This is a genomic window from Planococcus wigleyi, assembly GCF_014836985.1.
GTDB lineage: Bacteria > Bacillota > Bacilli > Bacillales_A > Planococcaceae > Planococcus > Planococcus notacanthi.
Genome location: NZ_JACSPU010000002.1, coordinates 369,465 through 386,462, shown reverse-complemented (window position 1 = coordinate 386,462; position 16,998 = coordinate 369,465). Strand labels below are relative to the sequence as shown.

14 protein-coding genes and 1 riboswitch are annotated in these 16,998 nt (G+C 47.3%); of the genes, 4 read left to right on the top strand and 10 right to left on the bottom strand.

What is annotated here, in order from left to right:
- Positions 1-52 precede the first annotated feature (52 nt).
- Both H9630_RS07445 and H9630_RS07440 read left to right on the top strand, forming a co-directional pair.
- Positions 53-1,252: an MFS transporter gene (locus H9630_RS07445; protein ID WP_191714860.1), complete on the top strand. Its 1,200-nt coding sequence runs from the start codon at positions 53-55 to the stop codon at positions 1,250-1,252.
- 140 nt (positions 1,253-1,392) lie between these two features.
- Entirely contained in the window at positions 1,393-2,280 is an 888-nt protein-coding gene (locus H9630_RS07440) for a MerR family transcriptional regulator (RefSeq protein ID WP_191714859.1), read from the top strand.
- A gap of 62 nt (positions 2,281-2,342) precedes the next feature.
- On the opposite strand, the gene H9630_RS07435 is transcribed toward H9630_RS07440, so the two are convergent.
- Together H9630_RS07435 and H9630_RS07430 are read right to left on the bottom strand one after the other, a co-directional pair.
- A complete protein-coding gene (locus H9630_RS07435) occupies positions 2,343-2,528 on the bottom strand; it encodes a hypothetical protein (RefSeq protein WP_142826756.1) in 186 nt (61 codons plus the stop codon).
- Positions 2,529-2,623: 95 nt separating this feature from the next.
- The gene (locus tag H9630_RS07430; RefSeq protein WP_191714858.1) at positions 2,624-3,922 is read right to left on the bottom strand and encodes an NCS2 family permease; all 1,299 of its coding nucleotides are present in this window, start codon (positions 3,920-3,922) and stop codon (positions 2,624-2,626) included.
- Between the two features lie 459 nt (positions 3,923-4,381).
- On the opposite strand from H9630_RS07430, the gene H9630_RS07425 reads away from it, so the two are divergent.
- Positions 4,382-5,287 carry a nuclease-related domain-containing protein gene (locus tag H9630_RS07425; protein WP_191715090.1) on the top strand — a complete coding sequence of 302 codons (906 nt, stop codon included), beginning with the start codon at positions 4,382-4,384 and terminating at the stop codon, positions 5,285-5,287.
- A 232-nt stretch (positions 5,288-5,519) separates the two neighbouring features.
- On the opposite strand, the gene H9630_RS07420 is transcribed toward H9630_RS07425, so the two are convergent.
- From H9630_RS07420 to H9630_RS07390, 7 genes are all read right to left on the bottom strand, one after another.
- Positions 5,520-6,731, bottom strand: coding sequence for a NupC/NupG family nucleoside CNT transporter (locus H9630_RS07420; RefSeq protein ID WP_191714857.1), 1,212 nt, complete (start codon positions 6,729-6,731; stop codon positions 5,520-5,522).
- Between the two features lie 165 nt (positions 6,732-6,896).
- Positions 6,897-8,324 carry a DHA2 family efflux MFS transporter permease subunit gene (locus H9630_RS07415; RefSeq protein WP_191714856.1) on the bottom strand — a complete coding sequence of 476 codons (1,428 nt, stop codon included), beginning with the start codon at positions 8,322-8,324 and terminating at the stop codon, positions 6,897-6,899.
- Positions 8,325-8,422: 98 nt separating this feature from the next.
- Positions 8,423-11,470: an efflux RND transporter permease subunit gene (locus H9630_RS07410; RefSeq protein WP_191714855.1), complete on the bottom strand. Its 3,048-nt coding sequence runs from the start codon at positions 11,468-11,470 to the stop codon at positions 8,423-8,425.
- A 99-nt stretch (positions 11,471-11,569) separates the two neighbouring features.
- A complete protein-coding gene (locus tag H9630_RS07405; protein ID WP_225218426.1) occupies positions 11,570-11,839 on the bottom strand; it encodes a hypothetical protein in 270 nt (89 codons plus the stop codon).
- Between the two features lie 92 nt (positions 11,840-11,931).
- Positions 11,932-13,098: a TraB/GumN family protein gene (locus H9630_RS07400; RefSeq protein ID WP_191714854.1), complete on the bottom strand. Its 1,167-nt coding sequence runs from the start codon at positions 13,096-13,098 to the stop codon at positions 11,932-11,934.
- A 131-nt stretch (positions 13,099-13,229) separates the two neighbouring features.
- On the bottom strand, positions 13,230-14,075 hold the full coding sequence (gene ypfJ / locus H9630_RS07395; protein ID WP_191714853.1) for a KPN_02809 family neutral zinc metallopeptidase: 846 nt from the start codon (positions 14,073-14,075) through the stop codon (positions 13,230-13,232).
- A gap of 57 nt (positions 14,076-14,132) precedes the next feature.
- Positions 14,133-14,744, bottom strand: a complete 612-nt coding sequence (locus H9630_RS07390) for an SAM-dependent methyltransferase (protein ID WP_191714852.1) — start codon at positions 14,742-14,744, stop codon at positions 14,133-14,135.
- A 106-nt stretch (positions 14,745-14,850) separates the two neighbouring features.
- Positions 14,851-15,029: riboswitch (Lysine riboswitch) on the top strand.
- 127 nt (positions 15,030-15,156) lie between these two features.
- On the opposite strand from H9630_RS07390, the gene dapA reads away from it, so the two are divergent.
- A complete protein-coding gene (gene dapA, locus H9630_RS07385) occupies positions 15,157-16,047 on the top strand; it encodes a 4-hydroxy-tetrahydrodipicolinate synthase (RefSeq protein ID WP_191714851.1) in 891 nt (296 codons plus the stop codon).
- A 45-nt stretch (positions 16,048-16,092) separates the two neighbouring features.
- On the opposite strand, the gene H9630_RS07380 is transcribed toward dapA, so the two are convergent.
- On the bottom strand, positions 16,093-16,932 hold the full coding sequence (locus tag H9630_RS07380) for an STAS domain-containing protein (RefSeq protein ID WP_191714850.1): 840 nt from the start codon (positions 16,930-16,932) through the stop codon (positions 16,093-16,095).
- Positions 16,933-16,998: the final 66 nt, after the last annotated feature.

Genomic DNA, 16,998 nt, shown 5'->3' with positions numbered 1-16,998 from the left:
GCTGAAGAAAAAAACTTCGTAACAATATATAGAAGAAAAGAGGGTACTTGTCATGTCTCCAGACCAAAAAAAGAAAATTTTTATCTTGATGATCAATATGTTCATCGCCATCGCGAGCTTTGGGATTGTCATTCCAATCCTGCCTTCTTATCTGGAATCGATTAATCAAGGCGGCATGGCTGCAGGCTTGATGATCGCCATTTTTGCGGCTGCCCAATTCGTCTTCTCGCCAATTGCCGGAAAATGGGCCGACCAATACGGACGCCGGAAAATGATCATTTATGGGCTTCTTGGTTTAACCATCTCCATGTTCGTTTTTTATGCTTCTGATGCCATTTGGGTATTGTATTTGTCACGCGTCATCGGCGGCGTGGGAGCAGCTATGCTGATTCCTGCAATTTTTGCTTATATCGCTGATATTACGACTTTTGACCAGCGTGCTAAAGGCACAAGCCTCGTTTCTGCTGCAATGTCACTGGGAATTGTGGTAGGTCCCGGAATCGGCGGCTTCCTTGCGGATTATGGCCTGAAATTGCCTTTCCTTGTTTCAGCATTGGTCTCTTTAGGCGCGGTTCTCTTTTCTGTCATCTGGCTGAAAGAACAGGATGCGACAGACGCTAATCCTGTACTGGCCGCTACTTTAACGGATGAAGAATCCATGTTCACAAAAATCGGCCGCTCTACCAAGATGCCGTACTTTATCCCATTGATCATTACGCTCGTCATGAGCTTTGGCTTGCTGGCTTACGAGTCAGTAGTTGGCCTGTACTTGGATAACCAATTCAATTCAACTGCTAAAGACATCGCCTTTATGATTACTGCAACGGGAGTCGTCAGCGTTATTGTGCAATTGTTTATCGTTGACCGCATTGTCCGCCGTTACGGTGAAGTTGCCATTCTGGTTTCTTTTCTCGGTGTCGCAGCCTTCGGTTTCCTGATGTCCTTGTTTGCGGGAAGTTACGTTATGTTCTTCGCCGTTTCATTGATCATCTTTATGGCTACGTCCATCCTGCGCCCTGTCCTCAACACCTTGATTTCGAAAATGGCTGACGGTGAAGTCGGCTTTGCCATGGGCATGAACAATGCGTATATGAGCATCGGGAATGTGATCGGGCCGTTGTTGGCCGGCGTCCTTTATGACATCAACATCATCTATCCTTTCATTCTAGGATTAATTATGCTGATCATCACCATGTTCATCACTGTGGCGTGGCAACGTTCACGTGCCGTTAAAGCTTCTGAAGCTCTTTAATGAATAATGCTGCGGGTTCTCTTAGGAGAGCCCGTTTTTTCTTTTTGTAGGATAACGGCTAGAACTTTACGCATCTGTTTATACGTTGTATAATATTTGTACAACACCAACCACAAAATCTATAGAATGAAGGTAATGCTATGTATAACATTAAAGCAGCTGCCAAAATCTTAGATATGCCGAAAGTGACGATTCGTTCCTGGGAAACGCGCTACGAAGCGATCACTCCTGCACGAACAGAATCCGGTCATCGCTTGTACTCGGATCAAAATCTGGAAGATTTGAAATGGCTCAAAATACAAGTGCAGGAAAACGGCATGAAAATCAGCGAAGCCGTCAAACAGCTTCATGCTTCACGCAAAAAATTCATCGTCCCCAATAAAGAACTTCCGAAACGGGAAGCTTTGGAATACGATGAACAAATAGAACAACTTTTCCAGGCTGCGGCCGAGATGGATACCGAACGCTTCAATTATTTATTGGATTTGCATTTTTCCTTATTCCATCACCAAACAGTCTTTTTTTATATTATTGCCCCGTTGATGGTGCGCATCGGAGAGGCTTGGGAAGACGGTGTCATCAGCGTCGCCCACGAGCACATGATCACCCATATTGTCCACCAGCGTTTTAACCAGTTTTTCCGGATTTTCCCGATTTCACCGAATTTGCCGAAGGTGATGGCACTCAGCCCAAGCGGCGAGCAGCATCAGCTCGGGCTGTTGTTATTCACGTTATTCCTGCGGGAAAATGGCTATCCTGTCATCTATATCGGACCGGATACACCGCTTGACGGTTTGGAAGAAATGGTCGCTAAACAAAACTTTAAAATGGTTTGTATGTCCATCGCTTCGCCTAAGTTGTTGAAAACAGCCAATGAATACATTGATGCGTTGGCCATCGCCAAACCTGAACTCCATTTCATTCTTGGAGGGCAAGGGGTCGATTGCGAACAAGTTGAAGGCAACCGCTGGTATTTGGGCAGCGATTTGAAAGTATGGCAGCAATGGCTGGATGAACAAAATTTTTAAGGCAGTCAAAAACGCCCTCAATTATTGAATTGAGGGCGTTTTTGTATAGTTTTTTTATAACTTTATTCCCAGTCCAGGTCCTGATAATCCTTCTGATAAGGTCCGTTGTCCGTCACTTCTGAATGGTAAAGAGCCTTTAACGCAAAGCCTTTCTCCAATTCCATTTCCTTCATCAACACTTTCAACCGCTTTTTTAATTCCGGATGATCGCTGACCAACTGTTCCATTTTGGATTTGGTGTATTTCATTTTATCCGCTCCTTTTGGATCTTCTTCTCTTTATTGTACACCGCCGCAAGAAAAAACGCACTTGCCTCTGCAAGTGCGTTACTTGTTTAATAGCCTCAGCTTACATAATGAAACACGAAATTCGCCAGGAATAAGCCGGCAATGACAAACAGGGTCGGTGAAACTTCACGCCATCTGCCGGTTGCAATTTTCAAAATCGGATACAAGATGAATCCGAAAGCGATGCCGTCTGCAATGCTGTACGTAAACGGAATCAATGCCACAATCAGCAACGCCGGGAAACTCTCGGTCATATCCGCCAGATCCAGGTTCTTGATGTTTTGCAGCATCAGTCCGCCAATAATGATCAGAATCGGTGCAATGGCGCTGTCCGGGATCAATTTAATGACCGGAATGAAGAACGACGCGACCAGAAACAACAAACCGGCTGTAATCGTCGTCAAGCCTGTCCGGCCACCTGCAGTCATACCGGCTGCACTTTCAACCGTTGCCACGGTCGGGCTTGTGCCAAAAATACCGGAAGTCATTGCAGACACCGAAGTCGCTTGAAATGCACGGCCGAATTTCTCCGGACGCTCGATGAATGCCACTTGCCCATGGACAAGCCCGATGTTTTCAAACACCAGCACCATCGTCAGCGAGAACACCGCCACCCAAAACGTCATCGACAGGATATTGCCGAAAGACAATGCACCAAACACCTCGAAAGCTTCTGCTGCAGTGATTGAGGACTCGTTCAGGCCGCTGAAGTCGATGAGGCCGAAAAACGATGCAATCGCCGTCCCTGCCACAATTGTAATCAGGAAATTTCCCGGTACATTGCGGATGAACAGCACAATCGCAATGAGGAACGTCAGCACTGTCGCCAGCACCTGTGCTTCTGCAAGCGAACCGAGTGCCAGAATTGAACTCGTCCCGCGCTCCACGATTCCTCCTTTTTCAAGGCCAATCAGCATAAGGAATAAACCCAGTCCGACCGTAATCGCTTCTTTCAGCGAATGAGGCACTGCTGCACTCAACATTTTGGCAAAACGAGTGAATGCCACTGCCACAAAGATTACACCAGAAACAAATACGACAGCCAGCGCTTCCTGCCATGACAAGCCCATCGACTGAACCATCGTATAGGAGAATAACGCGTTGATTCCCATACCAGGCACCAGCAAAATCGGCGCGTTTCCCCAAAAGCCCATGATCAAACAGCCGAAGACTGACGCCGCAATCGTCGCGACAATTGCTGCTTCAATCGGCATGCCCGCTTCAGACAAGATCAGCGAATTGACAGCAATAATGTACACGACCGTAAAAAAGCCGACCAGTCCTGCCATCATTTCCCGTTTGACCGTAGTCCCACTTTCCTGAAGACCGAAATATCGGTCCATCCAATTAAACATAGTTCTAACCTTCTATTAAATTAGCCCTCTCCCTACCCGCTCTGCCTATCGAAATAGGTAAGCCAAGATAGGAGTGTAATCCAAAAAGATAGCGCTGTCAAGGGGATGTGCTTGATGAAGATCGGCTGTAGACTAGAGCTGTTGTGCCATGGCTTGAAGCATGAGCGTGCGTATTTTAGAGTGAGCGTGCGTAAGATAGCCTGACTGTGCGTATTTCTGTTTGGACGTGCGTAAATTTCTTTAAGCGTGCGTATTATTCACTGAACGTGCACAAGATGAAGAACTGCTTACGTTAATCGCTTTTCGCCTGCGAAAAGCCGGTATTCTGGTTTTTTCACCGGATTTGAGAATAAGATAGCGAGACAATACCCAGGAATGCTATACTTTTTTTAATTTAGAAAAGGAGGAGTTACTATAAGAAAACAAATTGATTTATTGCCACGGGAACAAGCATTGGAAATGTTGCTCGCGAGACTCAAAGACCAACACCCACAGCGACCGTTTCTTGAACGGGAACTCCACTGGACCACTGCCGGAATGAGAGGAGAAAGCCGCCTGCAGAAAAAGTTTTGCGAGTTCTATTCGGATGAAGAATTCCAGATTCTTTGGGATGTCAGCCTGAAAATCGGCACCTGGTCCGTTCAGATGGATGGCCTGCTGCTCACTGAGCGCTGCGCAATCATCATCGAGTCCAAAAACATCAATGGCCAGCTCTATTTTGATGAAAAGACGGGCGAATTTTTCCGCATTAATCCGGCTGGAGAAAAAACCATCATGGAAGACCCTCGAGTTCAGTTGAATAAGCATATCCGTTTTCTGAAACAGTTCTTCCAGATGAAAAAAATCAATCTGCCGGTATCCGGGCTAATCGTCTTTACTGCCAAAGATTGCGAATTCGCGTCCAAGCCGCACCGCGCCTCTATCTGCAAAACCTATCAAATGATCGAATATCTCCTGAAGATACTGCAGGCTTTCCCCCACGAAGCCGAAAGTATTAAATTATCAAAGATCAAAAAAATGATTTTGGCTAATCAAACCCCTTATAAATCATCCCCTTTATGCGCTTACTATTTTATCGACCCAAAAGATTTGCAGCCTGGCGTTTATTGCCTGCAATGCAAATCCCTATCGATGCAGCGGGATAAGCGCAGCTGGATCTGCAGCAGATGCAGTTTGCGCGATCCCTCCGCACACTATTTGGCGATCCAGGAATACTTCACTTTCGTCGAGCTGGAGATCACCAATCGAAAGCTTCGGGATTTTTGTGGATTCGGGTCTCGAGCAGTAGCCACAAGATTGCTGGGCCAGCTCAATTTAGAAAGAATTGGAGAATCAAAAGCCTGCTCGTACCATTTGCGGGAATAATGCGATAGAGCCTCTCACTGATGTGAGAGGCTCTTTTGGCGTTTTTATTTTGATGATTCGATGCGTGCGTATTTTTGATTAAGCGTGCATAAAGATGGATGCGCCTTGTTTCAAAGCTTCTTCAGCCAGTCCCACCATTAAAACACCCAAAATGCCCGCTTTCCGCAAGCGAAAAGCACGAAAACCACATAAAAAGGACCTGCAATAGCTGCAGGCCCTTATAGTTTGAAGTTTAGACGAACATCCCGGCAATAGCTGCGCTCAATAATGATGCAAGCATACCTGCCGCAACGGCGCGAATGCCGAGGCGGGCGATATCCGGACGGCGGCTTGGCGCCATTGCACCAAGTCCGCCAAGAAGAATTGCGAGTGAACTCAAGTTAGCGAACCCACAAAGCGCAAAGCTGACAACGATAACCGTTTTTGGTGACAAGTCAGCAATTTCAGGAGCAAACGCCGTGTACGCAACGAATTCGTTGAGCACCAATTTTTGTCCGATGAAGCTACCAGCTTGGACAGCTTCTGCCCAAGGTACACCGATGGCCCAGGCAAGCGGCGCGAAGATGACACCCAAAATAGCTTGGATAGTCAAGCCTTCAAAGCCGAAGATCCCACTGATTCCGCCGAGTACTCCATTCAATAAAGCGATTAATGCGATGAATGCAAGAAGCATGGCACCAACATTCAACGCCAATTGAAGTCCGTCAGATGCACCACGTGCTGCAGCATCCACCACGTTGACCGAAGTCTGGTCTTTTTCCATAACGAAGTCTTTTTCTTCGACTTCCTCTGTTTCCGGCATCATCATTTTAGCCATGATCAAACCGGCTGGTGCAGCCATGAAGCTTGCTGCCAATAAATATTCAAGCGGTACGCCGAGTAGCGCATAACCCGCTAAGGTTGAACCGGCAACAGATGCCAGTCCACCGGTCATCACTGCGAACAACTCAGATTTAGTCATTCCCGCGATGAACGGACGTACAACAAGCGGCGCTTCCGTCTGGCCGACGAAAATGTTGGCCGCAGCTGAAATCGATTCCGCTTTACTCGTTCCAAGAAGCTTCGATAACGCGCCTCCCAGAAGTTTGATGATGATTTGCATAATACCAAGGTAATAAAGGACTGAAATTAAAGAAGAGAAGAAAATAATGATCGTCAATACTTGGAAAGCAAAAACGAAACCAAATCCTTCGGTGTCAGCTGCTGGGCCGAACACGAAGGCGATCCCTTCACCTGCATAGTTGATGACGTTCTGGACTAGATTCGAAAGACCCAATAACATTTTTCTTCCGAAATCCCATTCCAGCACCATAAATGCAAATGTGATTTGGATGGCTAATCCGCCGAGAATTGTCCGTGGCTTGATAGACTTCTTGCCGCTTGATAATAGGAAGGCGATTCCGAGAACAATGAATACGCCAAAGATGCCCCACAATAAATTCACAACTTCACCTCATCGGTATATTTTTTATCAGAAAATTAAGCAAATTATTTGTTTAACTCCACTGTCGTCAGACATCTTACCAAATCTAAAGAGAGAAGTAAATGGCTATCGTGTGACAAAATGATAACGCATTCATAGGCGGCTTTATCGCCATGCGCCTCCCCATCATTCCTGCAGTTTTTCTTCTTCTGTTCCAGCCCCGGTTTTCCGTAGAAAAAACGCTAAAAACACACCAATAGCACTTAAAATACCAACAACGATAAACGAAATATTGACACCGCGTATCAATCCTTGCACGCCATATTCTTCAGGATCCAAGGCAGTGCCGGTCATGATGGTCACTAAAAGCGCCGTCCCGATGGATCCGGACACTTGCCTCATGGTATTGCTCATGGCCGTGCCATGCGGAATCAGCCGCTCCGGCAATTGGTTTAGGCCTGCCGTCGTCACCGGCATCATCACCATGGAAACGCCGAACATGCGGATCGCGTGCATAACGGTCAAGTACAAGAAAGAAGTGGTCGCCGTCAGCACCGTGAACTGGAAAGTTGAAACAGTGACAATCGATAAGCCGACTATCGCCAACCACTTTCCACCGACTTTATCAAAGACTCTGCCGGTGATGGGATTCATCAATCCCATGATGATAGCCCCCGGCAACAGCATCAGCCCCGATTCAAGCGCTGTAAAGCCATGCATGTTCTGCATATAGATTGGCAGGATCGTGGCGCTTCCGATCATCGAAATAAAAACGATGACACTTAAAATAGTGGATAATGTGAAAATGCTGTAGGAAAATACCCGGAATTCCAGAATTGGCTGATCCAGCCGGAACTGGCGGCGGATAAAGAACAGCAGCGAAACAATACCCACAACAATGGAGGCGCCTACTGCAGGACTTCCCCATCCAAGCGAACCCGCACTGGAGAAACCGTACAGAATTCCGCCAAATCCCATTGTCGACAAGACAATCGACAGAAGATCCAGCGTCGGGTAGGTTTGCTTAGTGACATTTTTAAGAAAAAAATACGCCAACACCAAGTCCAGCAACGCAATCGGGATGACGATGTAAAACAAGGCACGCCATGGATATTGCCCCACAATCCACCCAGACAGCGTCGGTCCAATCGCCGGGGCAAAAGAGATGATCAATCCGAACAAGCCCATCGCCTGCCCCCGCTTTTCCACAGGAAAAACAATGAACAGCACGGTCTGTGTCAGCGGCATCATGATGCCTGCGCCAGCTGCCTGAACAATCCGCCCGACCATCAGAAGCGCAAAGCCGGGCGCAAATGCACAAATAATCGTACCCGCCGCAAATAGACCCATTGCGACAAAAAACAGATTGCGTGTGGAGAATTTTCCGATCAGAAAAGCGGTGATTGGAATCATGACGCCGTTGACCAGCATAAAAACAGTGGTCAGCCACTGCGCCGTGTTGGCGGAAATGCTCAAATCGTCCATGATATGCGGCAAAGCGGTCGCCAGCAAAGTTTGATTCAGTATGGCCACAAAGACACCAGCCATCAGCACTGCCAGGAAAGGCCCTTTTGCCATACCTGCTCCGGTTTTCTTTTCTTGGATTTCGGCCATCTCCCGCTCCCCCTTTACTCCTTTGCTTACCCGCTCGCTTTTCAATTATTCCCGAATAAAAATAAAACTGCGCAGCCCGAAGGCCACGCAGTCCTTAATTATTCGGTTACACCATTTCTTCTGCGGTTCACGCGATAGAACACCAAGTAAAGCGATGGAATCATCACTAAAGTGAACAAGCTTGAGAATGCCAATCCGGCAATAATCGTGACGGCCAACGGTTCAAATAGAGGATCTCCCGACAACGCGACCGGCACGAGTGCAATAATCGACGTAATCGATGTCAGAAGAATCGGCTTGATGCGGGCATATCCTGATTCGATAATGGCTTCTTTGATGTCGAAGTCGCCCGACAAGCGGCGCGCTTCTACAAAGTCGATCAGAACAACCGCGTTACGCACAACAATCCCCGTCAGGGAAACGATTCCCATAACTCCCAGGAAGCTGAGCGGCGTTTGTGTCAGGAACAAGCCCAGGATCGCACCCGAAATCCCTAGATACACCGCGATCAAAACAAGGAATGGCAAACTGAACGATTTGAACTGGAACGCAATGACCAGGTAAACCAGCAGGAGCACAACCAGGAACAACACGCCGATTTCAGCAAAGAAAGCTTCCTGATCCGAGTTTTCTCCGCCGGTAGACAGTTCATAACCCTCCGGCAAGGATTTACGTTCTGCATCCACGACATCCAGCATTTTGTTTTCAAAGTCGTCGACTTCGCCGAATGCACGAAGCGTAATCGAACGATCCGCCTGTTGATGCGGAATCTGTGCTAATGTTTCGGTTTCTTCAGCCGTCAACAATTGATCCATCGGAATCAATTGCGGCGGTCCCTGTTCACTAAGTGAAGGGACATCGAACTGAGACAAATCGATTGGCTCTCCATCTTCAATGCCTGACTGTTTCAGGAAAACTTCGTATGGCACTTGGCCATCATAAATCGTGTAGAGCGGTACACCCTGCGTCAAAAGCTGCAGCTGATTCGTCACTGTGCTGAGAGCTATGTTGTTGGTCTGCAGCGCATCCTGGTTCGGCACGTATTCTATAGCCGGCACCGGTTCCCCAAGGTTATCGGTAACGATGTCCGCGCCGTTTTCAAGTAGCTGTCCTTCCAGCCTGTCACGAAGCGACTCTAATTCTTCAATGTCTTCACCTTTAATATCTACAGTGACAGGAGCGCCGACTGGCGGACCCTGTACAATCGTATCCAGGAAGATTTCAGCTTCCGGGAAACGTTCACGCAGCTCCGGCTGCCATTTATTGATGAAATCAGCAGCTGTCGTATTTTCCCGGTCGATGCGGAACGCCACTTGGCCTGTGTTGCTGCCTGTATTGTCCATTGAGGCCGAGAACAAGTTCGGCAAGCCTTCACCGGCAAAGACAGCTGTTTCAGCAACATGCTCATCTTCGGCAATGACCTGTTCCGTCAAATCCGCAAGGAAGGCATCGGTTTCTTCAATGGTCGTGCCTTCTGCAAGGCGGACATCCATCGTCACTTCTTCACGGTCTGCGGCCGGGAAAAATTCAAACGGCGTAAAGAGCGCAAGCGACAACAGGCCTGTTGCAACCAGCAAGCCGCCGAGGCCTACCAGAAGCGGGCGTTTTAATACGCCACGCAGAACTTTATTCGAATAAAACAACGCAATTTTCTCAAGCGGCTTTCCTAAAAATCCGGGAGTATCCGAAATTTTCTTCGCTTTTCGTTTCGTCTTCAAGTATTGCATCATCGGCACCAATGTGATTGACAGCACCGTCGAAGCGATAATTGTCGTAATCAGAATACTCGGCAACGCTTTGATGAACGCACCATTTCCACCAGATAACAGCAGCAACGGCGAAAATGTCACAACGATTGCCAAACTGGAAGAAATGATCGATGGGTATACTTCCCGCACACCTGTTACGGCTCCATCCAGTGCAGAATCACCCAGTTTATAGCGCCGCTGGATATTGTCGTTGACCACTATGCTGTCATCCACCAAAATACCGATAGCGATAATTAGGCCGATGACCGAGATCTGATTCAAATCGACGCCCATGAACGGAATTGGAATCATGCCGATCAGCACGGAAGCAAGCACTGTCAAAGCAACGGCTAATGCGCCGTACAAGGTAAGGCCTGCCGTTGTGACAATCAAAACAGCCAATACAGCAATCCCCAAAGAAACATACAAGCTGTCAAAAATCGTATTGACATTATCCGCTTGGGATTCGTATTTTTCAGCCTGAACTCCAGCTGGCAGATCTTCTGCAAAAGCTTCAATGATTTCAGATACATTTTCATCTACAGAAGGAACATCCTGCTCAGTCTGCAGGAAAACGGTGTAGGAAATGGCCTGTTCCCCTTCAAATGTAACGATATCGGTAGTTTCCTGATCTACCATTTCAATCGCCGCAACATCAGCCAAAGGGACGGCGGCGGCACCCACCTGCAGCTGCTCCAGCTTTTCGATGCCTTCGCTTCGCTGCACAGTCAAGCTGACCTGTTCGTTGCCATTGTCATGTGTACCGAGCGACAGCGGCTGGTTCGCCTGCTGAAGCGATTCGAGTACTTCAAATGGCTGAAGATTGTTGGCAGCCAGTTCTTCGCTGTTCAGTTCAACAAGAACCTGTTGCGTGTCCAGGCCTTTCACTGTGGTTCCAGCAACTCCAGAGACAGCCTCCACTCTTTCCGATAAATCGGATAAAGCATTGTCCATATCAGCCAACTCTTCTTCATCCCCGTAGAACATATACGACACCAACGGGAAAGTCAGGTCCAATTTCTCAACCGATGTCTCCTGAGCGGTATCAGGGAATCCCGCTGTTGCATTGCTCGCCTGCTGCTGAATGCTGTTAATCAGCTCATCGGGATTCTCACCATCCTCCAATTCCAAGGTGATGATAGAAGCGGAATTCGAAGAAACAGACTGCATTGATGCAATGCCATCCACTTTCTGAATTTCACGCTCCAGTGGATTGGTTATCGATGTTTCCACTTCCTCCGGTCCTGCACCCGGCAGAATCGTCGAGACCAAAACCAGGCTAGGGGGTGTTTCTGGAATTTCACGTTGCGGCAAAGTCAGAAACGTGTATGCCCCTATAATAGAGAAAATCAAAATCAGAAAAATAAAAAGTTTGCTGCGTTCTAAAATATAATTCATGGGCGAGGCTCCTCTGCTTTTTGTATAACTATTGTATAACTATGTATTTGAAAAGACCAGTAAAAAGCATAGAAAAACCGGATGAGTTTCCATCCGGTTCTACAAGCTTTGTATTTTTTGCTGTTTCATCAAAAAAGCGGCGATCAACAAGACCAGCGGCAGCAAAATACATAAACGGAACCAGATTCCTTCTCCGCCCATAAAGATGAGCAACATGGGTGGAAGCAAAGCAATTCCGCTCCACGCGATGGCTTTCCAAGACCTTTTCCAGAGACCGATAATCACCAGCACAATCGACGCAATGACCAAAGACCACAATACAATCCCAACCAAAAAGAAGCCCACCACAACACGCCTCCCTGTCGTCATCAATCTCTCACTTTATCTATACCCCATTTTGCAGAATAAACATCTCCTTTTCATAAAAAAAGACAGCCATATAGGCTGCCTGAAAATTTCTGTTATAGATTCTGGAAGAATAGGCGGATAACATCAAGGCCACCGATGACATTGCCGGCTGCAGTCCCCAAATTGGTCAGTACAACGACCAGCAGAACCCGCGTGACTTTATTATCCCAAAATCCTTTCAGAGTGAAAACATCTTTGGATAAGGTTTGAAAATCGCCGACATTCGGCCGGCGGACATAAGCTTGAGCTAATCCCGAAAACCAGCCGGCCGCCAGTAGTGGATGGAGTGCGCCAATTGGGCCGCCCACAAACGCTGTCAAGATGGCAAATGGGTGTCCAAATGCAGCAGCGGCGCCGATTGCCCCAAGGCATGCCGTCCACAAAATCCAACTGACGGTCTGGTCGATTCCTGCTGCCGGGTTATTCATGAAGGTGATGGCAATCATCGCCACCAGCGCCAACGGAATGGCCCAGCCGATGACTTTTGGCCATTTTGATTTTGGAGGAACTTTCGATAATTCCGCCAAATCGTGTTCATTGTGGACTTCTTTTACAATCCCAGGAATATGGGCAGCACCAAGAACCGCCACAATTTTTTTACCCGGCGCTTCTTTGATCTTCTGCGCCAGATACTGGTCGCGTTCATCGATCAATGGCTCTTTCAGTTTAGGGAAAGACTGGGTGAAATCGTTCATGACTGCATTTAAGGTATCTTGTGACTTCATCTTCTCCAAGTCTTCTTCAGAGATGGTTTCTTTGCTGAAAATGCTGAAGAAAACCGAAGTTAATAGCTGGGCCTTGCCCATGAAACCGATATTCCCCCAGATGCGTGAAAATGTTACTTGGATATTGCGGTCTGCCAGCACAAGTTCCGCTCCGGCTTCTTTAGCGGAAGCGATCCCCTGGATCATTTCCTGGCCAGGCTTGATGCCGAACTGATCTGCTAGGCGGTTCTGAAACGAGGAAATCGCCAAATTCATCAAGAGCAGACTGGCTTTCTTGTCTTTGATGACTTTGAAGATATCGGTCTCTTTCCACTTGCTGCCTTGCATGACCGATTCATAGCGCTGCGCATCCAATTCGATGCACACCGAATCAGGCTGCTCCGTTTCAATAACTTCTTTCACTTGCTCTGCACTCACTTTCGATACGTGTGCAGTCCCAATCAAAATCAATTCTTTTCCTTCATATTCTATGCGAGTAATATTATCTTGCGTCATGTTGTACTTCCTTTATAGAACTGAATTTCTTTCCATATACAAATGAAAAGACTGTCTATTCTTTATAATGGATTACAATAGCGAAAATATCAATGCCGCACCCTTGGATTTCTACTAAAAGAAGGTCCGGGTCATAAATCAGTGGCATTAAAAGTGTCGCCTTCTTTCAGGTTGCCGGCTTGGAAGCCTTTGTAGAACCAGCGCTTCCGTTGCTCTGAACTCCCATGGGTAAAGCTCTCCGGCACTACATAACCGCGTGAACGCTGCTGAATAGTATCATCCCCCACCGCACTCGCCGCTGTCAGCGCTTCCTCCAAGTCCCCTTCTTCCAAATAGCCCATGCCTTGCGCATGATGCGCCCAGACACCTGACAGATAATCCGCCTGCAACTCCAGGCGAACCTGTAATTTATTGTATTCTTCTTCACTCAATTGATTGCGCAGAGGCTGCACTTCTTCCATAACACCTAGCAAATTCTGGACATGGTGCCCAACTTCATGCGCCACTACATAAGCCATGGCAAAATCACCCGGCGCCTGGAACTGGGTCTGCAATTCATTGTAGAAACTCAAATCAATGTAGAGCTTGTAGTCGCCTGGGCAATAGAACGGTCCGACTGCTGCACCTGCCGTCCCGCAAGCGGATTCAACACTTCCGGTATACAGCACCAATGTCGGTTCCACATATTCCATGCCTTCCTCGGCAAAAACTTCTGTCCAAACTTCTTCGGTATCCGCGAGGACAACTGAAACGAATTCAGCCAATTCCTCTTCTTCCTGTGTTGCTTCATAAGGCTGGTTTGACGTTGTTCCACCTGAGCCTCCCAATTGGTCCAGGATGACACCCGGATCGCCACCTAAAAACGCTACAAGCAGCACAATCAGAATACCGCCGATTCCGCCGCCTGCCACCATTGCACCGCCTTTGCCTCTTCGGTCTTCTACATTTCTACTGGCTTTTCTGCCTTTCCACTCCATAGGACTCCCTCGTTTCAAAATGCTTTTTGTTTACCCATACCCGTTGCAACGCGTGTTCTAATCCACTTCATGCAAACGGTAGATTAAAAAACGTTCCCGGAGATCTTTATCGAAACCAGGCAGCTGAATTTCTTTTGCCAATTCAAAAACGGTACGTGTCTCCAAAAAATCACTGTAATCCTGTGAAGCAAAAAATAAGATCACCTCGATTGTCCTTGGACTTATCTCGGCAGACCGTATGATTTCATTGATAAATGCAATGAATATCTGGACAGAAAATGGATTAAAAAAATAAAATACAGTGTCCCGTGCCGTTATTGGGTAATCCTGTGCAAGGCAGTTATAGAACGTCACCTTCTGCTCAGCGTTTTTATGCTTTTTCACATACTGTTTTTTATTTTCAAGGGCCTCTTCATAAAATACGGGATTCATTTCGATTCCAGCGGTTTCTGCACCGAATACATGGTGAGCATAAAAATTCAACCGCCCTTTGCCACAGCCCACATCCACCAGACGGCCACCGGGAGACAGGCTGTAGTTTTCGAACAACCTGTCCAGCAATTTGTAAGGAGTCGGCTCATAACGGTTGTGGTGAAGGGAATCCGTAAAGCCCCGCTGATTTCCACTGGTTGTGATATTCAACCGGCGGTCGTATTCCTGCTCTTTCATCCCAAATCACTCCTTCGGTATAAAATTTTACTCTGATGACCTTGCAATTAATAGTGGAATTTGTTATAGTACAGCTAATTCAATATTTCTTGCTCCAGCTTTTATGGAGTAGGATAGAGGCGCAAAAACCATCAGTACGCAAAACGAGGAGTATGAGCTCCGTTGACGTTTGCCGAAAGGGGGATTTGCCGAAGTGGCGGAAATCTCATGTTTCCGTGCGCTGGGTCTGCATTCAATAAATGCAGGACTGTCATATAGGGAACTATATGGAGGGCTATCTGATGCACAGGAACGATTGGTAAACATTGTTTCTACTGCAGCAACGAGTCCCTCGTTGCTGCTTTTTTGTTTATTCCTGACTAGGCCCCTCACCTCTAAGCTACGACAAAAATTAGAAAAGGGTGTGTTCTTTATGAATTTTGGCCAAGTAATTACAGCAATGGTGACGCCATTCGATCAACATGGAGACATTGATTTTCCGGCAACACAACAATTGATAGAGCATTTGATAGCAAACGGTTCAGACGGCCTGGTCGTCGCAGGGACAACCGGAGAATCTCCGACTTTAACGGCAGAGGAAAAAGTTGAATTGTTCCAGTTTACCGTCCATACAGTAGCCGGACGGATTCCAGTCATTGCAGGAACAGGTTCCAATAATACACGCGCTTCCATCTCCTTGACAAAACAAGCAGAAGAAACGGGCGTTGATGGCATCATGCTGGTCACACCATACTATAACAAACCTTCACAGGAAGGCATGTTCCAGCATTTCCAGGCGATTGCCGCGTCTACAAGCCTGCCGGTCATGCTCTACAATATTCCAGGACGCAGCGTGGTCAATCTATCTCCGGAAACGATCATTCGCCTGTCCAAGATCGACAATATCGTTTCTGTTAAAGAAGCGAGTGGAGACTTGGACGCAGCTGCAGAAATCATCGAAAAAACAGCGGATACATTTTCTGTTTACAGTGGAGACGATAGTTTAACAATTCCAATGCTGTCAATCGGCGGCACCGGCATTGTCTCAGTTTCCGCGCATATCATCGGCAACGATATGCAGGACATGATTACCAGCTTTAAAACAGGAGATGTAAAGACCGCGGCGGCTATCCACCGCAGATTATTGCCGACAATGAAAGCATTGTTCGCTGCGCCAAACCCGTCTCCGGTCAAAGCGGCACTTACGCTGACTGGTGTTCAAGTCGGCGGCGTGCGCTTGCCGATGATTCCATTGACCGAAGAAGAAACCATCACCTTGCGTAAGGCATTGCCTGACGTCCATTCCGAAGCCGTCACTAACTGATACAAGATAAAAAACGCTGAAGCCCAGAGCTTCAGCGTTTTTTCATCAATTGACTTTCATTTGTTCCAAAACCCGCTTCAAGCTGCCGCCGACCTCCAGCACTTTCAAGTCAACTCCGATCTCAGTTAACGTTGTAGCGATTTCGGGACGGATTCCGGTTAAAATCGAGCGGACACCAACCAATTTCAACGACTGGATGATTTTGATGATTTGTTCAGCTACCATCGCATCCACGCGCACCACTCCTGATAAATCCACAATCAGCACGCTGATTTTCAACTGATTCGCGGCCAACAGTGTTTTCTCCAGAATATAACGGGCGCGGTCAATTTCAATATTCCCCACTAAAGGCAACACTGCGATGTGGTCACTGACCGGCACGACGGGGGCTGAAAGCTCCAGAAATTCCTTCCTGGCTGATTTCAGTTTCCGCTGGTACGATGCTGTATAGGCTTGTGTATATGAGTATGCCGCATGGTCCAACAAGGAATGGAAAAATTCCATGACATCAAAGAGAAGCTGCAGCTCCATCTTTTTATGGACCGCTTCTGTCTTGATGACGGTTCCGATATGTTTGCGGTAAAGAGACGTTTCCGCCAACGCATCTTCCAGCGATCTTCCGGTTTCAAGAAAGAAGTTTCCCGTCTCTTCTCCCCACTCTTGAATATCTGCATAGACCTTTCGAACGTCGCAGCTATTGCTGATCGACTCTCCGATCAGTTCCACAAAATGGATCCGGGTCTTAGTGACAGTTTCGATAAAGGCTTTGTTCGTTTCAAGCTGTGCTGCCGGAACATTTTTCACCACTTCTTCATGGACCAATTGAGCAATTAATTCCTTATCCTCGCTTACCCGTCCACCCAACAATTGAATATCTTTTTCCATCGGAATCCCCCCAAAGACGAAGACATTTATATATGCCTATTATAGCCTTTGCTCCAAAGAATGTAA

Coding starts and splice junctions, on each gene's coding strand:
- H9630_RS07400 (WP_191714854.1), bottom strand. CDS start 13,098: ATGACGCAAGATAATATTACTCGCATAGAATATGAAGGAAAAGAATTG.
- H9630_RS07380 (WP_191714850.1), bottom strand. CDS start 16,932: ATGGAAAAAGATATTCAATTGTTGGGTGGACGGGTAAGCGAGGATAAG.
- H9630_RS07410 (WP_191714855.1), bottom strand. CDS start 11,470: ATGAATTATATTTTAGAACGCAGCAAACTTTTTATTTTTCTGATTTTG.
- H9630_RS07445 (WP_191714860.1), top strand. CDS start 53: ATGTCTCCAGACCAAAAAAAGAAAATTTTTATCTTGATGATCAATATG.
- H9630_RS07425 (WP_191715090.1), top strand. CDS start 4,382: ATGTTGCTCGCGAGACTCAAAGACCAACACCCACAGCGACCGTTTCTT.
- H9630_RS07415 (WP_191714856.1), bottom strand. CDS start 8,324: ATGGCCGAAATCCAAGAAAAGAAAACCGGAGCAGGTATGGCAAAAGGG.
- ypfJ (WP_191714853.1), bottom strand. CDS start 14,075: ATGGAGTGGAAAGGCAGAAAAGCCAGTAGAAATGTAGAAGACCGAAGA.
- H9630_RS07435 (WP_142826756.1), bottom strand. CDS start 2,528: ATGAAATACACCAAATCCAAAATGGAACAGTTGGTCAGCGATCATCCG.
- H9630_RS07405 (WP_225218426.1), bottom strand. CDS start 11,839: ATGACGACAGGGAGGCGTGTTGTGGTGGGCTTCTTTTTGGTTGGGATT.
- H9630_RS07440 (WP_191714859.1), top strand. CDS start 1,393: ATGTATAACATTAAAGCAGCTGCCAAAATCTTAGATATGCCGAAAGTG.
- dapA (WP_191714851.1), top strand. CDS start 15,157: ATGAATTTTGGCCAAGTAATTACAGCAATGGTGACGCCATTCGATCAA.
- H9630_RS07390 (WP_191714852.1), bottom strand. CDS start 14,744: ATGAAAGAGCAGGAATACGACCGCCGGTTGAATATCACAACCAGTGGA.
- H9630_RS07430 (WP_191714858.1), bottom strand. CDS start 3,922: ATGTTTAATTGGATGGACCGATATTTCGGTCTTCAGGAAAGTGGGACT.